This window comes from Mycolicibacterium monacense, assembly GCF_010731575.1.
Taxonomy (GTDB): domain Bacteria; phylum Actinomycetota; class Actinomycetes; order Mycobacteriales; family Mycobacteriaceae; genus Mycobacterium; species Mycobacterium monacense.
This window is the reverse complement of the sequence record NZ_AP022617.1, coordinates 122,724-149,559: the sequence shown is the minus strand read 5'-3', so window position 1 is coordinate 149,559 and position 26,836 is coordinate 122,724. Positions and strand designations below refer to the sequence as shown.

Below are 26,836 nucleotides of genomic sequence, written 5' to 3'. Positions count from 1 at the left end.
GGCACTTTTGCGTCTGCTCGCCGAGGTCGGGGCCGGTCGGTATAGCGTGCCGGTATGAGCGGCTATCGAGACCTGTTCAGGGCCAGCATCGACGATCCCGAGAAGTTCTGGGCGGAGGCCGCCCGAGCGGTCGCCTGGACCAGGGAACCCACCCGCGTCCTCGACGACTCCAACCCGCCGTTCTACCGCTGGTTCCCCGACGGTGAGCTCAACACCTGCGCCAACGCCCTGGACCGCCACGTCGAGGATGGCCGCGGCGAGAAGGCCGCGCTGATCTACGACTCCCCCGTCACCGGCGTCAAAGGCACCTACACCTACCGCGAGTTGCTCGATCAGACCGCACGGTTCGCCGGGGCGCTGCGCGAGCTCGGCGTCGAAAAGGGCGACCGCGTCGTCATCTACCTGCCGATGGTCCCCGAAGCGCTGATCGCGATGCTGGCGTGCGCACGCCTGGGCGCGGTGCACTCCGTGGTGTTCGGCGGATTCGCCGCCCACGAACTGGCCGCCCGCATCGACGACGCCCGCCCCACGGTGGTGGTGTCGGCGTCCTGCGGTGTCGAGCCGACCCGCACCATCGAGTACAAACCGATGCTCGACGCCGCCCTCGAGATGGCCGAACACAAACCGGTCGGATGTGTGATCCTGCAGCGCGAACACCACCGCTGCGAACTCACCGACGGCCGCGACCACGACTGGACCGAACTCGTCGCCGGCGCCGACGCCGTCGACCCCGTACCGGTCGCCGCCACCGACCCGCTCTACGTCCTCTACACCTCGGGCACCACCGGCAAACCGAAAGGCATCGTCCGCGACAACGGCGGGCACGCCGTCGCCCTGCTGTGGAGCATGCGCAACATCTACGACACCCAGCCCGGCGATGTGTACTGGGCCGCCTCGGATGTCGGCTGGGTGGTCGGCCACTCCTACATCGTGTACGCACCGCTTCTCCTCGGCGCGACAACCGTTCTCTACGAAGGCAAACCGGTCCACACCCCGGACGCCGGCGCGTTCTGGCGGGTCGCCGCCGAGTACGGCGTGAAGGCGCTCTTCACCGCGCCGACGGCCATCCGCGCGATCAAGAAGGAAGATCCGCATGGCCGCGAGATCGGCCGCTACGACCTGTCGAAACTCGAATACCTCTTTCAGGCCGGCGAGCGCCTCGACCCGGACACCTATCAGTGGGCGGCCGACAAGCTGGGCATCCCGATCGTCGACCACTGGTGGCAGACGGAGACCGGGTGGGCCATCGCGGCCGACCCGATGGGCGTCGAACCCATGCCGGTCAAGCCCGGGTCGGCGACAGTGCCCATGCCCGGTTACGACGTCCGGATCCTGCACCCGGACGGCTCGGAATGCGGTCCGAACGAGGAGGGCGCGATCTGTGTGAAGCTGCCGCTGCCTCCGGGCACGCTGCCGACGCTGTGGGGTGACGACGACCGCTACATCGCCTCGTATTTGCGCGCCTTCCCGGGTTACTACCTGACCGGTGACGGTGGCTACGTCGACGACGACGGCTATCTGTTCGTGATGGGCCGCACCGACGACGTGATCAACGTGGCCGGCCACCGGCTGTCCACCGGGTCGATCGAAGCGGTGCTCGCCGCGCATCCGGCCGTCGCGGAGTGCGCGGTGATCGGGGTGGCCGACGAGATCAAGGGACAGGTGCCGCGCGGGTTCGTGGTCCTCAAGAGCGGGGCCGACGCCCAGGGGCTCGAGGCCGAACTCGTCGCGGCCGTACGCGACAACATCGGCGCGGTGGCGTGCCTGAAGCAGGTCGACGTGGTTCACGCACTGCCGAAGACCCGCTCGGGCAAGATCCTGCGCAAGACGATGCGCGGCCTCGCCGAAGGTCGTGACGAACCGCTGCCCTCGACGATCGAGGACCCGGCAGTGCTCGACAAGCTGCATCCGGTGCTGCGCGAGAAGAGGTAACCGCCTCCCCTCAGACTGCTCGAAACCTCTTTCGTCACAGTGGTTTCCACAGTCACAACCTCAGCGGTTTTGTCGGTGGGTCGAACTAGTGTTCGACGTATGGATGGGGCAGCAGTCGTCGCGGCATTCGCCGAATTCGAAGCCGCCCGCGCCGCACTCGCCGCGCTGCCGGTGGAGTCGCTGAGCGCCGCTCAAACCCTGGAAGTCATCGAACTGCGCGAACGTGGCCACCGCCGCGATCTGGCGATCGACCACGCGTTGACCGCCCGCCTGGTCGATCAGGCCAACCCCAGGGATTGGGGTGCCACATCGTTGAAGAAACTGCTCACCAGCAGTCTGCGAATCAGCGACAAAGCCGCCGGTGATCGGCTTTCTGACGCGCGCCAGTTGGGGCCGCGCTACACCCTGACCGGGGAGCGGGTGCAGACCGAGTTGGCCCACACCGCCGATGCGGTCGCCCGCGGCGACATCGGCACCACGCATGTGCGCATCATCCAGGAGTTCGTCAGGAAACTTCCGGCATGGGTGTCCTGGGAGCGCCGCGACCACTACGAACGCGACCTGGTCGGCCACGCCAGCGCACTGCGGCCCGAGGACTTCCGCAAGGTCGCCGACACCCTGCTGGGGTTCATCGACCAGGACGGCACCGAACCCGACCACCACACCCACCAACGCCGCCGCGAGTTCACCGTCGGCCGCCAACAGGCCGACGGCATGAGCCGGGTCTCGGGGTGGCTCACCCCCGAAGCCCGCGGGCACTGGGACCTCATCGCCGCCAAATACGCCGCCCCCGGCACCAACCTGCCCCACGACGACACCCACACCGGCCGCGACGACCGCACCACCGGCCAACGCCACCACGACGCGCTCACCACCGTCCTACGCGACGCGGTCACCTCCGGCTCCCTCGGCCAGGTCGCCGGCGTTCCCGCCAGCATCGTCGCGACGATGACGCTCAGCGAGCTTGAACGTGCCGCCGGGTGGGCCCACACCGGCGGCGGCAACCGCCTGCCCATCCGGGATCTGATCCGGATGGCCGCCCACTCCCGGCACTACCTGGCGGTGTTCGACGACCACACCGAAGAGATCCTGTATTTCGGCCGCGCCCGCCGCACGGCGTCGACCGCGCAACGCCTGGCCCTGTTCGCCCGCGACAAAGGCTGCACCCACCCCGGCTGCACCGTGCCGTTCTACTGGACCGAAGCCCACCACACCCACGACTACTCCCGCGGTGGGCGCACCGACATCGACGACCTCACCCTGGCGTGTCAACCCGCCAACCTGCTCATCGAGAAAACCGGATGGACCACCCACCGGCCCGGCAACGGCCGCACCGAATGGACCCCACCCGCCGACCACGACACCGGCCAACCCCGCATCAACAACCACTTCCACCCCCACCGCTACCTCACCGACAAGTCGGAGGGGGATGACCCGCCCGGGTAGGAGGCGCGAATGAGGAACGCCGACCGGCGCGGCTATTGCACGCGTTGCTCGGCGTGGCCTGAGCCGTCGAGCACCCGCTCACGCAGCGAAATCCGGGTACCGGTTAATCGTCCCGCCGCACGGGTATTGCTCCTGTGCAGGTCAACGGGAGGCGAGCGATGGCGAGAAGACCCACGTTGATGGCCGTCCAGGGTGCGGCACTGATCGTCGGCACCGGATACCTCCTCCTCGGCGCCCTCGGCTTCCTGCCCGGCGTCACCACAAACTACGAACGCCTCGAATGGATCGGGCACCAGTCCGATGCCCTGCTGTTCGGGGTGTTCGCCACATCGGGACTGCACAACGTGCTCCATCTCCTGCTCGGCGCGGCCGGCATGTTCTGCGCCCGCACGTATGCCGCGTCGCGGGCGTATCTGCTCGCAGGCGGGGTCGCGCTGCTCGGCGTGTGGTTCTACCGCGCCGGCTCCGGCCACAGCGGTATCGCCGAGGTCTTCCCCCTCAACCGCGCCGACAACTGGCTGCATTTCACGCTCGGCGTCGTGATGCTGGTGCTGGCGCTGACCCTTGCCGCACAACACGATCCGACGAAGCCCAGATCGCGCCCACGCGCCAAGTCCCGCGCCTAGCCTGTGCTCGGCGCGCTGCTCTGGGGACTGGTCGCCGCCTCCTCCTTGATCGTCGGCGCATTGGCGGGTGTCGCGCGCGACTGGAACCGCCACCTCATCGGTCTGGTCCTCGGCTTCGGCGCCGGCGCGCTGGTCGCCGGCATCTCGTTCGAGTTGGCGGAGGAGGGATTCCGCGTCGGTGGCGCCCTATCGGTATCCCTCGGTCTGGCCGCCGGAGCGGTGACGTTCTTCATCGCCGATCACCTGGTGGACCGCGTCGGCAACGGGAAGAAGACGACGGCGGGCATACCGCTGCTACTCGGCGCCCTGCTCGACGGCATACCGGAACAAGCCGTCCTCGGCATCGGAATCGCCGCCGGCGGCGCGGTCAGTCCGGCGCTGCTGACGGCGATCTTCGTCTCGAACCTGCCGGAGGCCGTCGGGTCGGCGAGCGATCTGCGCGGCGCCGGTCACCGGGTCAAGGGCATTGTGCTGGGCTGGACGGCGATCGCACTCCTCTGCGCTGCCGCCACCGTGGGCGGATACCAGTTGCGGGAGATCGCGGGCGCATCGCTGCAGGGCGGGATCGACGGATTCGCGGCCGGTGCGCTGCTCGTCATGCTCGTCGGGTCGATGATCCCGGAGGCCACCGAGAAGGCGCGCGAACAGGCAGGTCTGGCAGCGGTCCTCGGGTTCGCGCTGGCCGCCGGACTGTCGTTGGCCGCGTGAGCCGTTGCGCACCCGGTGACCGGGCCGCTACATTCCGCCGATGACCCCCGAGTGGCACCTCGGCCCCGTCGCGGTGCCGGTGCACGGCGTCTTCATCGGCCTGGGGGTCCTCGCCGCTCTGGTCGTCTTCGTCGCCGAGGCCCGTCGACGGGGTGCGGTCAACGAACAGTCCGTCGTCGCGGCCTCCGGCGCCCTCGTCGGCGGCGCGATCGGTATGCGACTGTCGGGGTGGGCCCGCCACCTCGACCTCACCGCCAATCCCAGCCTCGCGGAGGCATGGCAATTCGGGTCCCGCAGCGTTCTCGGCGGCCTCCTCGGCGCCTACCTCGGAGTCCTTGTCGCCAAACGCATCGGCGGTTACCGCGGCAAGACCGGCGACCTGTTCGCCCCGGCGGTCGCCCTCGGCATCGCCGTCGGACGCATCGGCTGCCACCTCACCGAAGCGCCCGGACGTCCCACCACGCTGCCCTGGGGAATCCACGCACCGGCCACCACCCCCGACTGCCCGGGCTGTCTCACCGGCCAGGCCATGCATCCGTCATTCCTCTACGAAATCGCCTTCCAGCTCGCCGCTTTCGTCATCCTGCTGTGGCTTCGTGACCGGATCCGCCACCCCGGGGAGCTGTTCGTGCTCTACATCGCCGGCTATGCCACCTTCCGCTTCCTCGTCGAGTTCACCCGCGCCAACGAGACCGTGTGGCTCGATCTCACTCGGCCGCAGTGGTTCCTGCTGCCGTCGCTGCTCCTCATCGGGATTCGACTGTGGTACGGCCACCGTCGTGGTTACTATCGCTCCGCAGCCCACCAGCAGGAAGTGCGTGCATGAACCATCCGCCAGGCCCGCCGAATCCCGGCGGCTACGGCTACCCGGCGCCACCGCCGCAACCGCCGAAGAAGATCTCGATCGGCATGGTGTTCGTCGGCGCACCGGTCTACATCGCGCTGAACTCGCTGCTGGGTTTCCTGGCGTTCATCATCGCCAGCTCGTCGACGGACTCGGCGAACATCATCCTCGGAGCCGCCGCGGTCATGCTGGCGCTCATCGCCTTCGGTGGCGGCGCCGCGCTGCTGACGGTCCGCAACCCACAGGCCAAGGGCATCGGCCTCGGCCTGATGGTCGGCTGGGCGCTGGTGTCTCTGGTCACCGTCGGGATCTGCACCGGCATCAACCCGTCCCTGTACGCGACATGACCGCCGGCATGGGTCTGCGCGGTGACCGCTTGCACCGCTACGTCACCGCCTACTGCCCGCACTGCCACGACGAGGCCCCCGAACGCCCACTGGCCGACGTGGAACGGCTCAGCGGCCGACTCGTCGAACGCGACGGCCGCGTATGGCTCGAACGGGGCTGCCGCAGCCACGGTCTGGTACGCACGCTCTACGACGAGGTGCCCGAGATCCTGTCCTACCTGGAGGAGTGGACGGCGCCGACGAAGGTCCACACCCCCGACGTGCCGGGCAACTTCGACCCGATTCCCCAGGCGTACCTGCGCGGTCTGCCGGAGATGCAGACCCAGCACACCTGCATCCTCCTGCAGGACATCTCCGACACCTGCAACCTACGCTGCCCCACCTGCTTCACCGAGTCCTCACCCGACCTGCGCAACGTGGTGCCCGTCGCCGAGGTGCTGGCCAACGTCGATCAACGCCTGCGGCGCGAGAACGGCCGCCTCGACGTGGTCATGCTCAGCGGCGGCGAACCCACCCTCCACCCCCGGCTGGCCGAGCTGCTCACCGAACTCGTCGACCGCCCGATCACCCGGATCCTGGTCAACACCAACGGTGTCCGCATCGCCACCGACGACGCCCTGCTCGACCTGCTGACCGCCCACCGCGAACGTGTCGAGGTGTACCTGCAGTACGACGGGCTCTCCGAGGCGGCGCACCGGCACCACCGCGGCGGCGATCTGCGCCGGATCAAACGTGCGGCGCTGCAACGCCTCTCGGAGCGGGAGATCTTCACCACGCTGGTCATGACGACCGCACTGGGCGTCAACGACGACGAGATCGGGGACATGGTCCGCCTCGCACTGGCCACCCCGTACGTCGGCGGGTTGACCATCCAACCGCAGTTCGGTTCCGGCAGATCGGGTGACATCGACCCGCAGCACCGCCTCACCCACACCGGTGTGCTCAGCCGACTCGGCCCGCAGACCGGCGGTGCGGTGACGTGGCGGGATCTCACCGCGCTGCCGTGCTCACACCCGCATTGCTGCTCCGTCGGCTATCTGATCCGCGACGACAACGACCAGTGGCGCTCGCTCGTCGCGCTCATCGGGCACGACAACCTCAAGGAGAAACTCGGCCTGGTGGCCAACCGCATCGCCGACTCCGAAATCCCCCGGCAACTGCGGATGGCCGTGCAGGAATCGCTGCTCGGCCTGCTGTCCGAACAGTCCTCGCTGTCACATCCCCAGATCGGCGACATCTGGCAGATCATCTGCCAGAGTTGCGATCTCGGCATGTCGACGCTGCTGACCCTGGCCTCCTCCGCGCTCCCCGGGCGACGGCGCAAGGTACGGCGCCTGCTCGGTGAGCGCGTCGTCCGGATCACCGTCAAACCCTTCATGGACATGTCGACGATGATCGAGGAACGCCTCGTGCAGTGCTGCGTACACGTCGGCACCCGCAGCGCACAGGACCAGTGCGCCCCGTTCTGCGCGGTGCAGGCGTGGCCGGCCCTGGCGCGCCAACGGCTTTCGGCCACCGCCGGTGCGGCGCTGCCGATCGTCGCGGTGCGCTAGGCGATCGACAGCGCGATGCCGTCGAGGATGTCGTGTTCGCTGACGACCAGTTCGTTGATCCCGGCCCGCTCGCCGAGTTCACGCGCCAGTTCCTCGACGATGATCGCGCCGCCGCCGATCACGTCGACGCGCCCCTCGTGCATCGGACCCAGCGCCGCCCGCTGCTGACGCGTCATCGCGATGAGCTCGTCGCACACCTCCAGCAGTGAGCGAAAACCCACCCGCGACAGGTGAATTGCCTCGGAGTCGTACGTCGTCATCCGATGCGCCAGCGCCGCGAGCGTCGTCATGGTCCCCGCCACGCCGACCCAGGTCCGCGCCCCCTGCACGGGCACCTGCTGCAGCGCCTCGTCGAGCGCGCCGCGGATGAACTCCCGCGCGGCCGACACCTCCTCGGCCGTCGGCGGATCCGAGTGCAGGCACCGCTCCGTCAGCCGCACACAGCCGATGTCGGCCGAGAAGCTCGCGTCCACCCGGTCCCGGCCCACCACGACCTCCGTCGACCCGCCGCCGAGGTCGACGACGACGAACGGCCCGTCCGCCGGGTCGAGTTCGGCCACCGCGCCGCGGAACGACAACTCGGCTTCCTCGGTGCCCGTGATGACCTCGGCCACCGCCCCGTCGACCACCTCACCCAGCACGTCGGCGGTCATCTGGAAGAACGCATCGCGGTTGGCGACGTCGCGGGCCGCCGACGTCGCGACCATCCGCACCCTCGCCACCTCGTAGGCGCGCATCAACTCCGCGTACGCGGCCAGCGCACCCTGGGTGCGGGCCAATGCGTCCGGCGCGAATTCGCCTGTGGCGTCGACACCTTGGCCCAGCCGCACGATGCGCATCTCCCGGTGCACATCGGTCAGCCGGCCCTCGGCGGCATCGGCGATCAGCAACCGGATCGAGTTGGTCCCGCAGTCGACCGCCGCCACCCTAACCACGCAACCTCCACACGTCCGCGTCCAGAATTCCCTGCATACCCGGTTCGGCGGCCAGGATCGCCAGCGCCTCGTCACCGAACGGGTTCACGCCCGGCCCCTTGGCCAGCGAGTGCGCGATCACCACGTGCAGACATTTCACCCGATCCGGCATCCCGCCGCCCGAGAACGTGGTGCCCAGCGGTTCGATCGCATCGCGTTCGGCCAGGAACGACTCGTGCGCCCGCCGGTACGCATCGGCCAATTCCGGGTCCTCAGAGAGCCTTTCGGTCATCTGCCGCATCAGGCCCGACGACTCCAGGCGACTGGCCGCCGCCGTCAGCACCGGATGGGTGAGGTAGTACAGCGTCGGGAACGGGGTGCCGTCGGGTAGCCGCGGTGCGGTCTTGACGACACCGGGCTCTCCGTTGGGGCAGCGGTAGGCGATCTCCAGGACACCTCGCGGCTCACGGCCCAACTGCCGCGCGACGGCGTCCAGATCACTGCGCTCAACCACCGGGCGGCGGGGGTGGTGCGGGCGGAGGCGGCGGCCCCGGCGGAACGGGGGGCGGAGCGGGCGCCCCGTGCGGTTCGTCGGCGATCGTCTTCCACAGCGAGGTGTACCAGGGCTGCCCGGACGGGGCGTTCGGCTGCTCGTCGGCCGGTCGGCTGCCGGGTGCGACCGCCCCGGGCGGCAGTTGCACCTGGAACGGGATGTCGCCGGGCATCACGAAACCCAGCCGCTCACGCGCCTGCGCGGCGATGAACACCGGGTCGGCCAACTTCACCTTCTGCTGCTCGAGTTCGGCGATCTGTTCACGCAACTGCTCCTCGGTGGCCTTGAGCTGCTTCATCTCCGTGCGCTGGGAGAAGTAGGTGCGCACCGGCCCGGCGATCGTCAACGTCAGCACACACACCACCGCCGCCAGGATCGCCGCGCGCCGCGCCGCCGAACCGAACCGCTGTTCGGACTGCTCGACGGCGAGCTGTTCGGCCCGCCGCACGATCGCATGGCCGACCGATTCGGCGTCCGGCTGTTCGGACGCCGGCTTGGCCTCGATGGCGCGCGGTTCCCGGCGCGGAGTCGACGTGCCCTTCGGACGGCCCCGGTTCGCACCGCCGGGCTTACCCGGCCGGGAGGCCGGGGACCGACGTTTCGGATCGGGCCGCTTCGATTCGGGCATCGTCTTTCAGCGCACCATGCCTATTTGGTCTCCAGGGCGAAGCGCGGGAAGGCCAGGTCGCCGGCGTAACGGGCGGCGTCACCGAGGGTCTCCTCGATGCGCAGCAGCTGGTTGTACTTGGCGACGCGCTCGCTGCGCGCCGGTGCGCCGGTCTTGATCTGACCGCTGCCGACCGCGACGGCGAGGTCGGCGATCGTGGTGTCCTCGGTCTCACCGCTGCGGTGGCTCATCATCGTGCGGTACCCGCTGTTGTGGGCCAGCGCGACGGCGTCGAGCGTCTCGGTGAGGGTACCGATCTGGTTGACCTTCACCAGCAGCGCGTTGGCCGCGCCGCGTTCGATGCCCTCTTCGAGGCGCTCGGGGTTGGTGACGAACAGATCGTCGCCGACCAGCTGCACCCGGTCACCGATCTGCGTCGTCAGCGACACCCAGCCGTCCCAGTCGTCCTCGGACAGCGGATCCTCGATCGACACCAGCGGGTAGGCGTCCAGCAGCGAGGCGTAGAACTCGGCCATCTGCTCGGCGGTGCGGGTCTCCTTCTCGAAGCTGTATCCCGTGCCCTCGGTGTAGAACTCGGTGGCCGCGACGTCGAGCGCCAGCGTCACATCGGTGCCGAGCTTGAAGCCCGCGGCCTCGATCGCCGACGAGATCAGGTCCAGCGCGGCCTTGGTGCCCGCCACGTCGGGCGCGAAACCGCCCTCGTCACCCAGCCCGGTCGACAGTCCCTGCTTCTTGAGCACCGACTTGAGCGAGTGGTACACCTCGGCGCCCCAGCGCAGCGCCTCCTTGAACGACGGGGCACCGATCGGGGCGACCATGAACTCCTGGACGTCGACGCCGGTGTCGGCGTGCGCGCCACCGTTGAGGATGTTCATCATCGGCACCGGCAGGATGTGGGCATTGGGTCCGCCCAGGTACCGAAAAAGGGGCAGACCGGCCGATTCGGCCGCGGCCTTCGACACCGCCAGCGACACCCCGAGGATCGCGTTGGCGCCCAACCGGGACTTGTCCGGGGTGCCGTCGAGGTCGAGCAGGGCCTGGTCGATGAGCCGCTGATCGTCGGCGCTCATGCCGATCACCGCGGGCGCGATGTCGTCGAGCACGGCCTGCACGGCCTTGTCGACGCCCTTGCCGCCGTAGCGAGATCCACCGTCGCGCAGTTCGACGGCCTCGTGCTCACCGGTCGACGCGCCCGAGGGCACCGCGGCCCGGGCGAAGGTGCCGTCGGTCAGCGCCAACTCGACCTCGACCGTCGGGTTGCCGCGGGAGTCGAGGATCTCGCGGGCTCCGACCTGCTCGATGATGGGCACTGGCGTCTCCTTCGGGGGGCTGTGCGGACGTCGCCTCAGCCTAAAGGCTGCCTGCTGCCACGGCGTGACCAGAGGCCGGTTTAGAGTCGGCGGCCGTCGGCGTACGCGGTGGCCCAGTCGCGCACCGTGCGGGCGTACTGCTCGGAGTAGTTGTAGGCGCGCAGCCCGTTCATCCAGCCGCGCGGGGTGGAGAGGTCCTTGCCGGTGTAGCAGAGGTAACCGGCCGCGGACAGCGCCGCATCGTCGATGTTGTCCGGATCGGACTTGCCGTCGCCGTTGGCGTCCACGCCGTACAGCCGCCACGTCTCGGGGATGAACTGCATCGGCCCCATCGCGCGGTCCAACTCGTCGTCGCCGTCGAGGAGACCCGAGTCCGTGTCCACGATCTCGAGGTTGCCGCTCGAACCGTCCAGGCGCATCCCGCGGATCGGCGGGGTGACCTCACCGTTGGCGGCGACCATCGCACCGCGGTAGTTGCCGTGGTGGCTCTCGACCATGCCGATCCCGGCGAGCGTGGTCCAGGTCAGATGGCAATCCGGATTCTCGACCTCGGCGACCCGGGCGGCGTAGGCGTAGGCCTCCAACGCGGTCACCGGGATGCCCAGTTGCGGCGCCCGTTCGGCGGCCCATTCGCGCAACGCATCGGCGGGGCGGCCGTCGGCGTAGGTGTCGACCGCGGGGACGGGGTCACCGGGGGGCGGCGGGACACCCTCCGGAATGGGGATGCCCATCTGCCATGAGCAACTCGAGGCCAGCACCAGGATCGTCGCGACGACGACGGCAGCCACCGTCATCCAGCGAGCTTTCGTCCGGGTAGACAGGCTCCCCTCGTCAGACAACGCACTCCCTAAACCGACGGTCGTCGCTCCATACTCCCATGCGACGGTACGTAACCGGCCGTTTCACAAGCCGTGGCGAGGTTGCCGCAGCGCGTCGACAGGCGGCCTCCAGAGTATCGACTCGCGCGGAGTGCGACCGTCGCCTCGGACGCCCCGGGGCGAATTTTTAGGTATGCCTACCCTGTCGGTCGGGCTGCAGGGTAATGTTCGGCTCCGATCAAGGGAGGTCCGATGGGACGGCATATCGCCTGGCAGGTACCGGTGGTGGCATTGGCTGTGGTTCTGGCCGGCTGTTCGAGCAACGGCGAGGGCGGCGATTCCGAGACGTCGTCGACGACTTCGGGGACCTCGGAGTCCTCCGCGGCCGCCGCGGCGCCCAGCCCCGAGGCCCAGAAGGCGGCCACCGAGTACAAGGCGTACGCGATCGCCCAGGCCGACGAGCTCGTCGGCGCCGTCAAGACGCTGACCGACGCGGTGCGGGCGAACAACCTGCAGGCCGCCCAGGACGCCTTCGCCCCCTCGCGCCTGCCCTGGGAGCGCATCGAGCCGCTGGCCGGCCTCGTCGAGGAGATCGACGGCAAGGTCGACGCCCGCGTCGACGACTTCGCCGGCGTCGACGACCCGGCGTTCACCGGCTGGCACCGCCTCGAGTACCTGCTGTTCTCGCAGAACACCACCGAGGGCGGTGCGCAGTTCGCCGATCAGCTCGACGCCGACGTCGCGACGCTGCAGAAGCAGCTGCCGACGGTCGACGTGACGCCGGTCGACGTGTCGACCGGGGCGGCCGAACTCATCGAAGAGGTGTCGGAAGGCAAGATCACCGGCGAGGAGGACCGCTACTCCAAGACCGACCTGTGGGATTTCGAGGCCAACCTGCAGGGTTCTGAGGCCGCGGTGAACCGTCTCTCGCCCGCGCTCGTGAAGGCCGATCCCGCGCTGCTGGGCAAGATCGAGGCCGGGTTCTCGGAGATCTTCGCGACCCTGGGCCCGCTGCGCCGCGGCGACGGCTTCGTGCTGTTCTGCACCGAGAACGACCCGTACCCGTCAGCGCGCTGCCCCGAGGTGACCGTCGACCCCGCGACGATCGACAAGATGAAGGCGCAGTTGGCCGGTCTGTCCGAGAACCTCTCCCAGGTGTCGGGAGCGTTGAAGCTGACGTGACCGGAGGTTCGCGGCGTACAGGTCTTTCGCGCCGGACGTTCTTCGCCGGCGCGCTGGGCACCGGCGCCGCGGTCGGCGTCGGTGCGGCGCTGTCCGGATGTTCGGACGCACGGCCTGCTGCGCCGGTGTCCGGAGCGCGTTTCGTCCCGTTCGACGGCCCGCACCAGACCGGCATCACGTCGGTGCCGATCCCCGAGCAGGGGCTGATCGCCTCCTTCAACGTGTTGTCGAAGGACCGGGCCGGGCTGGCGGCGACGCTCGCCGAATTGACCGACGAGATCCGGGGCCTGATGGCGGGCAGACCGCCCGAGGTGCGTGACCCCGCCTATCCCCCGGTGGACTCCGGGATCCTCGGGGAGAAACCGCCGCCGGACAACCTGTCGGTGGTCGTCGGTGTCGGCGCATCGCTGTTCGACGACCGGTTCGGTCTGGCCGACCGCAAACCCCGCGAACTCGAGACGATGCCGTTCCTGGCGAACGACCGGTTGGATCCCAAGCTCTCACACGGGGACGTCTCGATCATCCTGGAGGCCGGCCACACCGACACCGTGCAGTTCGCGCTGCGACAGCTGATGCGCCGCACCCGCAGCCACCTGGTCCTGCGCTGGATGGTCGACGGCTACGCCCGCGGTATCGGCGCCGGGCCGGCGTCGGAGGCGGCGACACCGCGAAACCTGTTGGGATTCAAGGACGGGACGTCGAACCTCGACCCGGAGGACGACGCGCTGATGGACCGGCACGTGTGGGTGGGGCCCGACGACGGCGAACCGGACTGGGCGGTCGGCGGCTCGTATCAGGCCGTCCGCATCATCCGCATGTTCGTCGAGTTCTGGGACCGCACCCGACTCGCCGAACAGGAGGCGATCTTCGGGCGGCGCAAGGTCAGCGGCGCACCGATCGGGATGACCGACGAGTTCGCCGACCCGGACTACGCCGAAGACCCGGACGGTAAGCGCATCAAACTCGACGCGCACATCCGGCTGGCGAACCCCCGCACGGCCGAGACCGAGCAGAATCTCATTCTGCGGCGCGGCTTTTCATACTCACGGGGTTTCGACGGCGCCGGCCGCCTCGACCAGGGGTTGGCGTTCGTGTCCTACCAGCGCAGCCTCGAGAAGGGCTTCCTGACCGTCCAGCGGCGACTCAAGGGCGAACCGCTCGAGGAGTACATCCTGCCCGTCGGGGGCGGGTTCTTCTTCATGCTGCCCGGCGTGACCGGCGAGGACCGCTTCCTCGGCGACCGACTGGTCGACTGAGTCACACGCGCACCAATCTCCAGGTGGTGTGTCCCTTCGAGATTCGATATCGCCCGCGCTATCAGCTAGCACCGGCGATATCGCATTCGGGACTCACACATACCCGCCGGATGCGACGCTAGCGCGGGTCTTCGGCGGACCTTGTCGGCCAGTGCGCCCGCCACTCCTCCTCGGTGATCCGGGTGGCCGGTGTGCTGTCGAGTTCGTCGGCGACGTCCTCACCGCGACGGGCGGCCGCGACCGCGCGCTCGACACCGCGCACCGTGTCCATGAACTCGAGAACGTCTGCGCGCAGCGCGTTCTCGGCGTCGTGATCCCCCGACACCTGCACCGTGGTGAGCGTGGCGGGGATCAGGTCTTCGGGCAGCCCCGCGGCGGTCACGCGCGCCAACACCTTCTGCGCCAGCGCCAACGCCGGCTGGGCGGTCGGCACGTCGTCCATACACGACGCACGCGTCTTCTCGAGGGCCTTGCGCTCCTCCCACTGCGCCAACTGCTCGTCGAGCGAAACCGATTCTCCCGCAAGCACCGCCGGCACGCGGTTGCCGAGTTTGCGGATCAGGGATTCGGCCACGTCGTCGATGGTGAACGCATGCTGGGAGGCGTCTTCGGCGATGCGGGCGTGGAACAGCACCTGCAGCAGCACATCGCCGAGTTCGGCCCGCAGTTCGTCCGCGTCGCCGCTGCGCACCGCGTCGAAGAGTTCGTAGGTCTCCTCGAGCAGGTAGCGGCGCAGCGACGCGTGGGTCTGCTCGCTCTCCCACGGCCCCGAGGTGCGCAGCTTGTCCATCATCGCGACCGCGTCGACGAGGCGTTCGCCGGGCTGCGGATCGGGTGCCGAGATCAGCCGGTCACCGGCCGCCAGCCGGGACCTGACCGCGGGGTGGTCCGGATCCGACGACAGCAGCACCGGCGCCCTGTTGTCTTCGGGGTCACCCGCGAAGCATGGCCGCGCCGCAGGCAGCGACCACGGCACCTTGATCGGCATCTCCTCGGTGTATTGCAGGTCGCCGGCGAGCAGTCCGATCGCCTCGACCGGGACGAGTGAGGGGCGGCGGGGATCGACCAGGACAACCGTCATGCTCGTGACCCCCCGAACTTCGCCGTATCGATCTGCGCCTGCGGTTTTCCATTGAGCGCGAGAACCAAACCGGCCACCATCGCGACCAGTTCGGCGTCCCGGATGCGCGGTGCGCCGACGCTGTCGGTGGCGCGCGGGATGGGCACCGACACCGTCCCGGTCGTCGCCCGGTAGGTGGCCCCGGGATACATCCGCTTGAGCCGCAACTGCGCCGAGTCCGGCAGCTCCATCGGCGACAGCTTGACCGTCGACGCCGACACCGAGCTGACGTCGGTGATGCCGTACTCGCGGCACACCAGCCGCAGCCGCGCGACGCCGACCAGGCGCTGCGCCGGTTCGGGCAGCGGTCCGTAGCGGTCGACGAGTTCGTCGATGACCGCGTCGACGCCGGCGTCGTCCTGGGCGGCGGCCAGCCGCCGGTAGGCCTCGAGCCGCAGCCGGTCACTGCCGATGTAGTCCGGCGGCAGGTTCGCATCGACCGGCAGGTCGATCCGAACATCCTTCGTTTCCTGCGGTGTCGCAACGGTTTTCCCGTCGGCGGCCGCTCGATAGGCCTCGACGGCCTCACCGACCAGGCGCACGTAGAGGTCGAACCCGACCCCGGCCACGTGACCGGACTGTTCGGCGCCGAGCACGTTGCCCGCCCCGCGGATCTCGAGGTCCTTCATGGCCACGGCCATACCCGCGCCGAGTTCGTTGTTCTGCGCGATGGTGGCCAGCCGGTCGTACGCGGTCTCGGTCAACGGCTGCTCGGGCGGATACAGGAAGTAGGCGTATCCGCGTTCGCGGCTGCGGCCCACCCGGCCCCGCAGCTGGTGCAGCTGCGACAGGCCGAAGGTGTCGGCGCGCTCGACGATCAGCGTGTTGGCGTTCGAGATGTCGAGGCCGGTCTCGACGATCGTCGTGCACACGAGGATGTCGTACTCGCGGTTCCAGAACCCCTCGACCGTGCGCTCCAGCAGTTCCTCGGGCATCTGGCCGTGGGCGACGACGACCCGGGCCTCGGGCACCAGCGCGGCGATCTTCGACGCCGCCTGATCGATGGTGCGCACCCGGTTGTGGATGTAGAACGCCTGCCCGTCGCGCAGCAGTTCGCGCCGCAGCGCCGCGGCGACCTGTTTGTCGTCCTGCGGCCCGACGTAGGTCAGCACCGGGTAGCGCTCCTCGGGCGGCGTGAGGATCGTCGACATCTCGCGGATACCGGCCAGGCTCATCTCCAGCGTGCGCGGGATCGGCGTGGCGCTCATGGTCAGCACGTCGACGTGGGTGCGCATCGATTTGATGTGCTCCTTGTGCTCGACGCCGAACCGCTGTTCCTCGTCGACGATGATCAGCCCGAGGTCCTTCCACACCACCCCGGTCTGCAGCAGGCGGTGGGTGCCGATGACGATGTCGACCGAGCCGTCCTTCATGCCCTCGAGCGCGGCGCGGGACTCGGCGGGGTCGGTGAAGCGCGACAGGCCTTTCACGGTCACAGGGAAGCCGGCCATCCGCGCGGTGAACGTCTGCAGGTGCTGGTCGGCCAGCAGCGTGGTCGGCACGAGCACCGCCACCTGCTTACCGTCCTGCACCGCCTTGAACGCCGCGCGCACCGCGATCTCGGTCTTGCCGTAACCGACGTCGCCGCAGATCACCCGGTCCATCGGGACCGGCTTCTCCATATCGGCCTTGACCTCCTCGATGGCGGTGAGCTGGTCGACGGTCTCGGTGAACCCGAACGCGTCCTCCATCTCGTTCTGCCACGGGGTGTCCGGGCTGAAGGCGTGGCCGGGCGCGGCCTGCCGTTTGGCGTAGAGCGCCACCAGCTCGCTGGCGATCTCCCGCACGGCCCGGCGCGCCTTGGTCTTGGTGTTGGCCCAGTCGCTGCCGCCGAGTTTGGACAGCGACGGCGCCTCACCGCCGACGTAGCGCGACAGCTGGTCGAGGGAGTCCATCGGCACGTAGAGCCGGTCGGACCCGCCCCCGCGTTTACTCGACGCGTACTCCAGCACCAGGTACTCGCGGCGCGCACCGCCGACGACGCGTTCGGTCATCTCGACGAACCGGCCGATGCCGTGCTGATCGTGGACCACCAGGTCCCCCGCCGTCAGGGCCAGCGGGTCGACGACGTTGCGCCGTTTGGCGGCAAGGCGTTTGCCCTCGGTCGCGGTGACGCGGCTGCCGGTCAGATCGGCCTCGGTGACGATCACCAGGTTCGCGCCCGGCAGCACCACCCCGTCGTGCAGCGGCCCCTTCAGCACCCCGACGACACCGGCCTTCGGCTCCTCGCCGGGCTCGAGCATCGTTGCGGGCGTGTCGTTTTCGCCGAGCTGCTCGACGACGCGGTGCGCGGTGCCCGCACCGGGGGTGACGACCGCGCCGTAGCCGCCGGTCGCCACGTGCGCGCGGAGCATCGCGAAGATCTCCTCGACCGACGACTGCTGCCCGCGCGCCGACGGCGCCGACCGGATGTCGAGTTCGATCGCCTTCTCGTCCGACAGCTGGCTCAGCGTCCACCACGGGTGGCCGCCGGCCCGCGCGCCGGTGCGCACCTCCTCGAAACCGAGGAAGCCCGACGCGCCCATCGCCTCCAGGTCGATCGGCGCGGCACCACCGACGGCGGCCGTCGACCACGACGCCTCGAGGAACTCCCGACCGGTCTTGATCAGATCCCCGGCGCGGGTGCGCACCTTCTCCGGATCGCACACCAGGATCGGCGCGCCGTCCGGCAGGTGGTCGGACAGCATCGCCAAATCGGTCGGCCGCAACAGCGGCAGCAGCGCCTCCATCCCGTCGACCGGGATTCCCTCGGCGAGTTTGGCCAGCATGTCGGGCACGCTGCCCGGCACGGAGTTCTCGTGGGTCGGGTGCTCCGCAGCGAGCACGGCAGCACGACTTCTCACCTCGTCGGACATCAGCAGCTCGCGGCACGGCACCGCGATGACGGTGTCGACCTCGATCTCGGGGATGGACCGCTGATCGGCGACGGCGAACATCCGCATCTCGGAGATCTCGTCACCCCAGAACTCGACGCGCACCGGATGTTCGGCGGTCGGCGGGAACACGTCGAGGATGCCGCCGCGGACCGCGAACTCGCCACGCTTGGCCACCATGTCGCAGCGCGTGTAGGCCAGATCGACCAGCCGCTTGATGACGCCGTCGAAATCCATCTCGGCGCCCACGGTCAGCGTCACCGGCTCGACCTCTGCCAGACCCGGCGCCATCGGCTGCACCAGTGAGCGGGCCGTGGTGACCACCACCCGCAGCGGCGGGCCGAGGCGGGCGTCATCGGGATGCGCGAGCCGGCGCAACAGCATCATCCGCGCGCCGACGGTGTCCACACCGGGTGACAACCGCTCGTGCGGAAGCGTCTCCCAGGACGGGAACAGCGCCGCGGAGTCGCCGATCACCCCGCGCAACTCCGCGGTCAGATCGTCGGCCTCCCGGCCGGTGGCGGTGACGACGAGCAGCGGGCCGGCCTGCGCGAGCGCGGCGGTGACGAGGAGCCGGGCACTGGCCGGACCCACCATCGCGAGATCGTCGGGTTTGTCGGCGGCGCGTGCGGACAGATCGGCCAGACACGGATCGCGCAACGCCAACTCGATGAGCCCCGCAATCGGGGTCTGGACATGATGAAGCCCCGATACGGTCATGATGACCCCATTCTAGGCGCCTGCGCGGGAATCCCGGATCTGCCCGGCGCACCGCGATGCACGCCGACTCCCGGACGTTGCCCAGCACATTTTTCGGAACTGCGGCGAGATTTCGTTGATATCGATAATATCCGTCTACGCTTCCCGAGAAGCCCTGGGCACCAGCCGCTCCTGCACGACAGGCGAAGCCCGATCCATTGCCCAAGCCACCGGTCCGGCAGCACGAGCAACGCTGACGGCTTGTCTGTCGTCACCGTCCGTGATCACAGGCGGTGCACACTCGAAAGGTCACGATGGCGCGCACGCCGGTCGGTCGAATCGCGGTACTCACCGCTGCCCTCGGGGTCGGTCTCACCCCGGCCTTCGCGGCCCACGCCGCCACCCCTCCGACACCCGGCCACCTCGCCATCTCGATCAACGGCGAACTCAAACACCAGGAGGGCACCGCCACGGCCAGCTCGATCGGCACGGGGGCGGACGATTGGTCGCACAACAACTGGGCGACGGCCAAGGGGGCGAACGCCAGGGCGGAAGTGCGCGCTGACCGGTCGGTCGCCGAAGCCACCGGTGACGGGGCCGTCGCCGTGGTGACCGAGGAGCGCAGCCTGGCCTACGTGACGGGAACCGGCAGCCGCGCCACGGTCAACAGCTCGGACAGCCGAGCCACGGTCGAGGGAGACGGCATCTCCGTCCTGATCGACCTCGGGCGCGTGAACCACGTCAACGCCGAGGGCTCGAATTTCGTCTTGTCGGTCCTGGGATATCAGAACAGCGTCGACTACCGGGATGTGCACGGCGGCACCTACCACCTCAGGGGTGACCGGCAGGTGTTCTGCCGCAACGGCACGGTCGCGTGCTCGCCGGCATCCGACCCCGGGGTGCACGGACGTCAGACTCTCGCGCTGACAACCCTGACAACCCTCACGTCCCGCGGACCCATCCTCGGTCTGTTCGGCGACGGGGTCGACGCCGCGCGAGACTGCACCGGCACGGCCTGTAACGGCGGCCGCGGCGGCCTGCTGTGGGGCAACGGCGGCGACGGCGCCAACGGTGGCGTCGGCGGCGCGGCCGGGTTGATCGGCAACGGCGGCCACGGCGGTAGGGCGACGGCCACCGCCGCGGCGGGTGACGGCGGTCGCGGTGGCCTCCTGTTCGGCAACGGCGGTAACGGCGGCATCGCCAGTGCGGAATTCGTCGACGCGGGCAACGGCGGGAACGCCGGCTGGTTCGGCAACGGCGGCATCGGCGGCTTCACGGGCTTCGACTACGGGACCGGCGGGAAGGGCGGCCGGGGCGGAGAACTCGTCGGCAACGGCGGCGACGGCGGCATCGCCATCGGCGACTACGGCGTCGGCGGCGACGGCGGCGCCGCCGGGCTGGTGGGCAATGGCGGCGCGGGCGGCCGCGGCGGACAGTACGACGAGGTCGCCTACGGCGGTGACGGCGGCAACGGCGGACGACTCGCAGGCAACGGCGGCCGCGGCGGCGACGCGTATGCGATCTCCACCGCCGTCGCCGGCTGGGGCGGACACGCCCACGGCATCGGCAACGGCGGCGCAGGCGGCGACGCCGAGATCGTCGCCGAGGACTCCGACGACGGTGTCGCCGTCGGCGGTGACGGGGGCGACGGCGGGCGGATCGGCGACGGCGGAGACGGCGGCAAGGCAACCGGCACCTTCGCCGGCATCGGCGGTGACGGCGGCGCGGGCGGCAGCATCGGCGGCAACGGCGGCCGCGGCGGTGACGGCATCGGAAGCGACGTCGACGGTATCGGCGGCGGCGGCGACGGCGGTGACGCAAAGGGCTTCGGCAACGGCGGGAACGGCGGCGACGGCACCGGCTGGTCGGGATCCGGCGGCCGCGGCGGCGACGGTGGCGCCAAGGTAGGAAAGGACGGCAAAGACGGCGCCGACGGCAGCAGCGGCACCGGCGCCGACTGAGTCACTCCTCGTCCTGCAACCGCGGGTCGGCCTCCAGATGGGTCAGGCCGTTCCACATCAGGTTCACCAGATGCGCGGCGACGACCTCTTTCTTGGGCTCACGGGTGTCGAGCCACCACTGCGCGGTCATCGACACCGACCCCACCAGGGCCTGGGCGTACAGCGGCGCCAGCTCCGGATCGAGCCCCCGGCGGGAGAAGTCACCCGCGAGGATCGAGCTGACCTGGTTGACGGCGTCGTTGAGCAGGGTCGAATAGGTGCCCGAGGTGATCGCCGCCGGTGAATCCCGGATCAGGATGCGGAAGCCGTCGGTGCGCTCCTCGACGTAGGTCAGCAGCGCGAGCGCGACCCGCTCCACCCGCACCCGCGAGCGGTTGTTGGTCAGCGACGAGGTGATGCCGTCGAGCAACGCCGACATCTCGCGGTCGACGACCACGGCGTAGAGCCCTTCCTTACCGCCGAAGTGTTCGTAGACCACGGGTTTGCTCACGTTGGCGCGCTGCGCGATCTCCTCGATCGAAGTGCCCTCGTAACCGCGCTGGGCGAACAGCGACTTGGCGATCTCGACGAGCTGTTGGCGCCGTTCACTGCCGGTCATCCGGGCGCGGGGTGCGCGCACTTCCTTGTCAGGCGCTGCCATAAGGCGAGCGTATCGGCTTCGACTACCATCTCGAGGTGATCGATCCGTCGTGGTGTAATCGGCAGCACCTCTGATTTTGGTTCAGATAGTTCAGGTTCGAGTCCTGGCGACGGAGCAATATGACCTCTTCGACGACCTCTTCGACCGATACTGCAGTTCTCGTGCTGGCCGCGGGCGCGGGCACCCGGATGCGCTCGGACATCCCGAAGGTGCTGCACACCCTCGGCGGCCGCAGCATGCTCGCGCACGCCCTGCACACCGTGGCGAAGGTGGCCCCGCAGCACCTGGTGGTGGTGCTCGGACACGACCGCGAACGCATCGCCCCCGCCGTCGAGGCGCTGGCCACCGACCTCGGCCGCCCGATCGACGTCGCGATCCAGGATCAGCAGCTCGGCACCGGCCACGCCGCCGAGTGCGGGCTCGCGGCGCTGCCCGAGGACTTCACGGGGGTCGTCGTGGTGACCGCGGGCGACGTCCCGCTGCTCGACGCCGACACCATGGCCGACCTGCTGGCCACCCACGGTTCGGCCGCGGCCACCGTGCTGACCACGACCGTCGACGACCCGACCGGGTACGGGCGCATCCTGCGGACCCAGGACAACGAGGTCACCAGCATCGTCGAACAGGCCGACGCCAGCCCGTCGCAGCGGGCCATCCGCGAGGTCAACGCCGGCGTCTACGCCTTCGACATCACCGCGCTGCGTTCGGCGCTGCGCCGCCTGCGGTCCGACAACGCCCAGCACGAGCTGTACCTCACCGACGTCATCGCGATCTTCCGGCAGGACGGCCTCAGCGTGCGGGCCCGGCACGTCGACGACAGCGCCCTGGTGGCCGGCGTCAACGACCGCGTGCAGTTGGCGGCGCTGGGCGCCGAGCTCAACCGCCGCATCGTCACCGCCCACCAGCGCGCCGGTGTCACCGTGATCGACCCGGGCTCCACCTGGATCGACGTCGACGTGACCATCGGCCGCGACACCGTCATCCGGCCCGGCACCCAGTTGCTCGGCCGCACCCGCGTCGGCGGGCGTTGTGACGTCGGACCGGACACCACGCTGAGCGACGTCACCGTCGGCGACGGCGCCTCGGTGGTCCGCACCCACGGCTCGGAGTCCCTCATCGGCGCCGGCGCCACCGTCGGCCCGTTCACCTATCTGCGGCCGGGCACCGCGCTGGGCGCCGAGGGCAAACTCGGTGCATTCGTGGAGACGAAGAACGCGACGATCGGTGCAGGCACCAAGGTGCCGCACCTGACCTACGTCGGCGACGCCGACATCGGCGAGCACAGCAACATCGGCGCGTCGAGCGTCTTCGTCAACTACGACGGCGAGACCAAGAACCGCACGACCATCGGGTCGCACGTGCGGACCGGCTCGGACACCATGTTCGTCGCGCCCGTGACCGTCGGGGACGGCGCCTACACCGGTGCGGGCACGGTGATCCGGCGCAACGTGCCGCCGGGCGCGCTGGCGGTCTCGGCCGGGTCGCAGCGCAACATCGAGGGCTGGGTGGTCCGCAAACGCCCGGGTTCGGCCGCGGCACGCGCGGCGGAGCGCGCATCGGGTGAAGCAGCGGAGCAGGCGCTCGGCCACCACGACGACTCCCAGGGGTCGTGACCTCGACCACTTCTGTTCTCGATCCGGTAACCCGGGCACGAACGACCAGAAACGCTACGTACGATTGGGCCGACACGATCCCCGACCGGCGAGGGCGCACAGTGGGCACCGAGTGGACCGACAACCGCAAGAATCTGATGCTCTTCTCGGGCCGCGCGCACCCGGAACTGGCTGAACAGGTCGCCAAGGAGCTCGACACTCCGGTGACCGCGCAGACCGCGCGCGACTTCGCCAACGGCGAGATCTTCGTCCGCTTCGACGAATCCGTACGTGGCTGCGACGCATTCGTCCTGCAGTCCCATCCGGCACCGCTGAACCAGTGGCTGATGGAACAGCTCATCATGATCGACGCGCTCAAGCGCGGCAGCGCCAAGCGGATCACCGCGATCCTGCCGTTCTACCCGTACGCGCGGCAGGACAAGAAGCACCGCGGCCGCGAGCCGATCTCGGCCCGTTTGGTCGCCGACCTGCTCAAGACCGCAGGCGCCAACCGGATCCTCACCGTCGACCTGCACACCGACCAGATCCAGGGGTTCTTCGACGGACCCGTCGACCACATGCGGGCGCAGAAGCTGCTGACCGGCTACATCGCCGAGCACTATCCCTCCGAGGACATGGTCGTGGTCTCCCCCGACTCGGGCCGGGTGCGCGTGGCGGAGAAGTGGGCCGACTCGCTCGGTGGTACGCCGCTGGCCTTCATCCACAAGACCCGCGATCCGCTGGTGCCGAACCAGGTGGTGTCCAACCGCGTGGTCGGCGACGTGCGCGGTAAGACCTGCGTGCTGACCGACGACATGATCGACACCGGCGGCACCATCGCCGGAGCGGTGAAGCTGCTCAAGCAGGAGGGTGCGGGCGATGTGATCATCGCCGCGACCCACGGGGTGCTGTCGCATCCGGCGCGCGAACGCCTCGCCGAATGCGGCGCCCGCGAGGTCATCGTCACCAACACCCTGCCCATCGGCGAGGACAAGCAGTTCCCGCAACTGACCGTGCTGTCCATCGCCCCGCTGCTGGCCAACACGATCCGCGCGGTGTTCGACAACGGTTCGGTGACAAGCCTTTTCGACGGGTCGGCGTAAGTGGCATCGACTGACGGGCGGCCCGCCGCCGTGATCTACCACAACCCGAAGTGCTCGACGTCGCGTAAGACCCTGGATCTGTTGCGCGAGAACGGTATCGAGCCCGACGTGGTGCAGTACCTCAAGACACCGCCGTCACGCGCCGAACTCGCCGCGATGATCGAGGCCGCCGGGATCGACGTGCGCACCGCGGTCCGCAAACGCGAAGCGCTGTACAACGAACTGAATCTGGCCGACGCGACCGACGACGAGTTGCTCGACGCGCTCGCCGAGCACCCGATCCTCATCGAGCGGCCGTTCGTGGTGACCGACAAGGGCACCCGGCTGGCCCGGCCGATCGACGCGGTGCGCGAGATCCTGTGACAGCCCGCCGCGTCACCGCGGCCGCGGCCGCGCTGCTGGTCCTCGCCATCGGCGGATGCGGCGCGGAAACCCCTGACTACCAATCGGTCTGGAGCACGTCGAGCAGCGCTGCGCCGTCGCCGGAGACACCCACCGAGACGCCGGTGCCCGTCGCGCAGTACCTGGAGGAGGCCGGCGTCACCGGCCGGACCGTCGCGCCGGAGAAGCTGCCCGACCTCACCGTCAGCATCCCGACACCGCCGGGCTGGCAGCCGTATCCCGGCACGCAGTTCGAACCGGGCACCCGGGTGATCGCCAAGGGTGACACGTACCCGATCGCGATGCTCCTGGTGTTCGAGCTGACCGGTCAGTTCGACCCCGCCGAGGCGATCAAACACGGCGACGACGACGCGCGGCTGTCGGAGAACTTCAAGGAACTCAACGCCTCGCAGGAGAACTGGCGCGGGCTGCCGTCGGCGATGGTCGAGGGCACCTACGACCTCAACGGCCAGCGCATGCAGACCTACAACCGGATCGTCATCGCAACCGGGTCACCGCCGGCCAACCAGCGCTACCTCGTCCAGCTGACCGTCACCAGCTTCGCCAACGAGGCCGAGAAGTACGGCAAGGACATCGAGGCGATCCTCACCGGCTTCACCGTCGCCCCGAAGAAGTAGCCGCACCCGCCGATACAGTGGCAACCATGAGTGACTGGACCGCCGCCGACCTCCCCTCCTTCGCCGGCCGCTCGGTGATCGTCACCGGAGCCAACAGCGGCCTCGGCCTCGTCACCGCCCGCGAACTGGCCCGCGTCGGCGCCGACGTCGTCCTCGCGGTGCGCAACACCGCCAAGGGCGACGAGGCCGCGGCCACCATGACCGGCAACGTCACCGTCCGCAAACTCGATCTGCAGGACCTCGCGTCGGTGCGCGAGTTCGCCGCGGGCACCGACAGGGTGGACGTGCTGGTCAACAACGCCGGGATCATGGCGGTGCCCTACGCACGGACCGTCGACGGGTTCGAGAGCCAGATCGGCACCAACCACCTCGGCCACTTCGCGCTGACCAATCTGCTGCTGCCCAAGATCACCGACCGCGTGGTCACGGTGTCGTCGTTCATGCACGTCCTCGGGCGCATCAACCTCGACGACCTCAACTGGAAGGCGCGGCCGTACTCGGCGTGGCTGGCCTACGGCCAGTCGAAACTGGCCAACCTCCTGTTCACCAGCGAACTGCAGAACCGGTTGCGTCGCGCCGGTTCCCCGGTGCGTGCTCTGGCGGCCCACCCCGGGTATTCGCACACCAACCTGCAGGGTCAGTCCGGCCGCAAGCTCGGCGACGCGTTGATGGCCTTCGGCGGTGAGTACTTCGCGACCGACGCCGACTTCGGCGCCCGCCAGACGCTGTACGCGGTGGCCCAGGACCTGCCCGGGGACACCTTCGTCGGCCCGAAGTTCGCGATGCGCGGGCCGACCGGTCCGGTGTGGCGCACGCCGCTGGCCCGCGACATGAAGACCGCCGCGGCGCTGTGGGAGCTGTCCGAGCAGCTCACCGGCACCCGGTTCCCGCTCTAGGATTTCCGCCGGACCGTCCGGGTGCGGTAACCTCGACGCCGCATCACGGCGAGGGTGGCCAGGCCACCGTTATCGACGGGAACACACTGTTCACGCTGTTGTCCTCCCCTGCCGTGTCCACCACCGGCATACAGGAGCAACACATCATGGCCAAGAATGCGCCGAACAAGCTGACCGCCGCGGTCCGCACCGAGACCGGTAAGGGCGCCTCCCGCCGCGCCCGCCGCGAGGGCAAGGTGCCCGCGGTCCTCTACGGCCACGGCACCGATCCCCAGCACCTCGAGGTCAACGCCCGCGACTTCGCCGCGGTGCTGCGCCACGCCGGCACCAACGCCGTGCTGACCCTCGACATCGACGGCACCGAGCAGCTCGCGCTGACCAAGTCGCTCGAGATCCACCCGATCCGCCGCAACATCCAGCACGCCGACCTGCTGGTGGTGCGCCGCGGCGAGAAGGTCACCGTCGAGGTCAACGTCGTCGTCGAGGGTGACGCCACGCCCGGTGCGCTGGTCACCCAGGAGGCAAACGCCATCGAGATCGAGGCCGACGTGCAGTCGATCCCCGAGCAGCTGACCGTGTCGGTCGAGGGCGCCGAGGAAGGCACCCAGATCACCGCCGCCCAGGTCGAGCTGCCCTCGGGCGTCACGCTGATCTCCGATCCCGAGACGCTGGTCGTCAACATCGTCAGCGCGCCGAGCGCCGAGGAACTCGAATCCGAGGGCGGCGGCGCGTCGCTCGAGGAGCAGGCCGCCGAGGTCGCCGAAGCCGAGGCCTCGGAGGAGGCTGCCGAGGCCGGCGAGGAATCGGCCGAGTAAG

The 26,836-nt window shown here is 69.5% G+C and carries 24 protein-coding genes and 1 tRNA gene; 17 read left to right on the top strand and 8 right to left on the bottom strand.

The features are described 5' to 3' along the window. Positions 1–54: 54 nt before the first annotated feature. The 7 genes from G6N49_RS00685 to G6N49_RS00655 all read left to right on the top strand — a co-directional run bounded on the left by G6N49_RS00685 (position 55) and on the right by G6N49_RS00655 (position 7,456). The gene (locus G6N49_RS00685) at positions 55–1,932 is read left to right on the top strand and encodes a propionyl-CoA synthetase (protein ID WP_083045565.1); all 1,878 of its coding nucleotides are present in this window, start codon (positions 55–57) and stop codon (positions 1,930–1,932) included. A 99-nt stretch (positions 1,933–2,031) separates the two neighbouring features. Then, positions 2,032–3,378: an HNH endonuclease signature motif containing protein gene (locus G6N49_RS00680; RefSeq protein ID WP_179967714.1), complete on the top strand. Its 1,347-nt coding sequence runs from the start codon at positions 2,032–2,034 to the stop codon at positions 3,376–3,378. Positions 3,379–3,536: 158 nt separating this feature from the next. Beyond that, positions 3,537–4,004, top strand: a complete 468-nt coding sequence (locus G6N49_RS00675; RefSeq protein ID WP_083045329.1) for a DUF4383 domain-containing protein — start codon at positions 3,537–3,539, stop codon at positions 4,002–4,004. Positions 4,005–4,007: 3 nt separating this feature from the next. After that, positions 4,008–4,712 (top strand): ZIP family metal transporter, encoded by a 705-nt coding sequence (locus G6N49_RS00670; protein ID WP_011561612.1) that lies wholly within the window; start codon positions 4,008–4,010, stop codon positions 4,710–4,712. Positions 4,713–4,752: 40 nt separating this feature from the next. After that, entirely contained in the window at positions 4,753–5,538 is a 786-nt protein-coding gene (locus tag G6N49_RS00665; RefSeq protein ID WP_083045330.1) for a prolipoprotein diacylglyceryl transferase, read from the top strand. After that, complete coding sequence (locus G6N49_RS00660; RefSeq protein ID WP_064874795.1) at positions 5,535–5,903, top strand: hypothetical protein; 369 nt, start codon at positions 5,535–5,537, stop codon at positions 5,901–5,903. The genes G6N49_RS00665 and G6N49_RS00660 overlap by 4 nt, the downstream gene beginning before the upstream one ends. Beyond that, positions 5,900–7,456, top strand: coding sequence for a radical SAM protein (locus tag G6N49_RS00655; protein ID WP_110807726.1), 1,557 nt, complete (start codon positions 5,900–5,902; stop codon positions 7,454–7,456). The genes G6N49_RS00660 and G6N49_RS00655 overlap by 4 nt, the downstream gene beginning before the upstream one ends. Here G6N49_RS00655 and G6N49_RS00650 read toward each other — a convergent pair. The 5 genes from G6N49_RS00650 to G6N49_RS00630 form a co-directional block, all read right to left on the bottom strand. Then, positions 7,453–8,391 (bottom strand): Ppx/GppA phosphatase family protein, encoded by a 939-nt coding sequence (locus G6N49_RS00650; RefSeq protein WP_064874793.1) that lies wholly within the window; start codon positions 8,389–8,391, stop codon positions 7,453–7,455. The two genes, G6N49_RS00655 and G6N49_RS00650, sit on opposite strands and share 4 nt — an antisense overlap. Continuing rightward, the gene (locus tag G6N49_RS00645) at positions 8,384–8,884 is read right to left on the bottom strand and encodes a DUF501 domain-containing protein (protein ID WP_064915769.1); all 501 of its coding nucleotides are present in this window, start codon (positions 8,882–8,884) and stop codon (positions 8,384–8,386) included. Before G6N49_RS00645 ends, G6N49_RS00650 begins: the two co-directional genes overlap by 8 nt. Continuing rightward, positions 8,877–9,551, bottom strand: coding sequence for an FtsB family cell division protein (locus tag G6N49_RS00640; RefSeq protein WP_083045331.1), 675 nt, complete (start codon positions 9,549–9,551; stop codon positions 8,877–8,879). The genes G6N49_RS00645 and G6N49_RS00640 overlap by 8 nt, the downstream gene beginning before the upstream one ends. 20 nt (positions 9,552–9,571) lie before the next feature. Then, entirely contained in the window at positions 9,572–10,861 is a 1,290-nt protein-coding gene (gene eno / locus G6N49_RS00635; protein WP_011561618.1) for a phosphopyruvate hydratase, read from the bottom strand. Between the two features lie 80 nt (positions 10,862–10,941). Continuing rightward, positions 10,942–11,655, bottom strand: a complete 714-nt coding sequence (locus G6N49_RS00630; protein ID WP_041309835.1) for a lytic transglycosylase domain-containing protein — start codon at positions 11,653–11,655, stop codon at positions 10,942–10,944. A 276-nt stretch (positions 11,656–11,931) separates the two neighbouring features. Between G6N49_RS00630 and G6N49_RS00625 the strand changes: the two genes are divergently transcribed. After that, positions 11,932–12,861 carry an EfeM/EfeO family lipoprotein gene (locus tag G6N49_RS00625; protein WP_011768359.1) on the top strand — a complete coding sequence of 310 codons (930 nt, stop codon included), beginning with the start codon at positions 11,932–11,934 and terminating at the stop codon, positions 12,859–12,861. Continuing rightward, entirely contained in the window at positions 12,858–14,117 is a 1,260-nt protein-coding gene (efeB, locus tag G6N49_RS00620; protein WP_011561621.1) for an iron uptake transporter deferrochelatase/peroxidase subunit, read from the top strand. Before G6N49_RS00625 ends, efeB begins: the two co-directional genes overlap by 4 nt. Before the next feature lie 118 nt (positions 14,118–14,235). On the opposite strand, the gene G6N49_RS00615 is transcribed toward efeB, so the two are convergent. Both G6N49_RS00615 and mfd read right to left on the bottom strand, forming a co-directional pair. Then, positions 14,236–15,198 (bottom strand): nucleoside triphosphate pyrophosphohydrolase, encoded by a 963-nt coding sequence (locus G6N49_RS00615; RefSeq protein WP_083045332.1) that lies wholly within the window; start codon positions 15,196–15,198, stop codon positions 14,236–14,238. After that, complete coding sequence (mfd, locus tag G6N49_RS00610) at positions 15,195–18,830, bottom strand: transcription-repair coupling factor (protein WP_011856900.1); 3,636 nt, start codon at positions 18,828–18,830, stop codon at positions 15,195–15,197. Before mfd ends, G6N49_RS00615 begins: the two co-directional genes overlap by 4 nt. A 293-nt stretch (positions 18,831–19,123) precedes the next feature. Here mfd and G6N49_RS29670 point away from each other — a divergent pair, with 293 nt between their 5' ends. Further along, complete coding sequence (locus G6N49_RS29670; protein ID WP_011561624.1) at positions 19,124–20,770, top strand: PGRS repeat-containing protein; 1,647 nt, start codon at positions 19,124–19,126, stop codon at positions 20,768–20,770. 1 nt (position 20,771) lies between these two features. Here the strand turns inward: G6N49_RS29670 and G6N49_RS00600 are convergent, their stop codons facing one another. After that, positions 20,772–21,410 (bottom strand): TetR/AcrR family transcriptional regulator, encoded by a 639-nt coding sequence (locus tag G6N49_RS00600; protein WP_011561625.1) that lies wholly within the window; start codon positions 21,408–21,410, stop codon positions 20,772–20,774. A 43-nt stretch (positions 21,411–21,453) separates the two neighbouring features. On the opposite strand from G6N49_RS00600, the gene G6N49_RS00595 reads away from it, so the two are divergent. The 7 genes from G6N49_RS00595 (at position 21,454) to G6N49_RS00565 (ending at position 26,835) form a co-directional block, all read left to right on the top strand. Further along, positions 21,454–21,525, top strand: a tRNA-Gln gene (locus G6N49_RS00595). 4 nt (positions 21,526–21,529) lie between these two features. Further along, positions 21,530–23,023 carry a bifunctional UDP-N-acetylglucosamine diphosphorylase/glucosamine-1-phosphate N-acetyltransferase GlmU gene (glmU, locus tag G6N49_RS00590; RefSeq protein WP_011561626.1) on the top strand — a complete coding sequence of 498 codons (1,494 nt, stop codon included), beginning with the start codon at positions 21,530–21,532 and terminating at the stop codon, positions 23,021–23,023. Between the two features lie 101 nt (positions 23,024–23,124). Further along, positions 23,125–24,105 (top strand): ribose-phosphate diphosphokinase, encoded by a 981-nt coding sequence (locus G6N49_RS00585; protein ID WP_011561627.1) that lies wholly within the window; start codon positions 23,125–23,127, stop codon positions 24,103–24,105. Next, positions 24,106–24,468, top strand: coding sequence for an arsenate reductase (glutaredoxin) (arsC, locus tag G6N49_RS00580; RefSeq protein ID WP_011561628.1), 363 nt, complete (start codon positions 24,106–24,108; stop codon positions 24,466–24,468). Then, on the top strand, positions 24,465–25,124 hold the full coding sequence (locus G6N49_RS00575) for an LpqN/LpqT family lipoprotein (RefSeq protein ID WP_011561629.1): 660 nt from the start codon (positions 24,465–24,467) through the stop codon (positions 25,122–25,124). The genes arsC and G6N49_RS00575 overlap by 4 nt, the downstream gene beginning before the upstream one ends. A gap of 26 nt (positions 25,125–25,150) precedes the next feature. Then, positions 25,151–26,020: an oxidoreductase gene (locus G6N49_RS00570; protein WP_011561630.1), complete on the top strand. Its 870-nt coding sequence runs from the start codon at positions 25,151–25,153 to the stop codon at positions 26,018–26,020. Positions 26,021–26,166: 146 nt separating this feature from the next. After that, positions 26,167–26,835, top strand: a complete 669-nt coding sequence (locus G6N49_RS00565) for a 50S ribosomal protein L25/general stress protein Ctc (RefSeq protein ID WP_011561631.1) — start codon at positions 26,167–26,169, stop codon at positions 26,833–26,835. The last annotated feature ends 1 nt before the right edge of the window (position 26,836 follow it).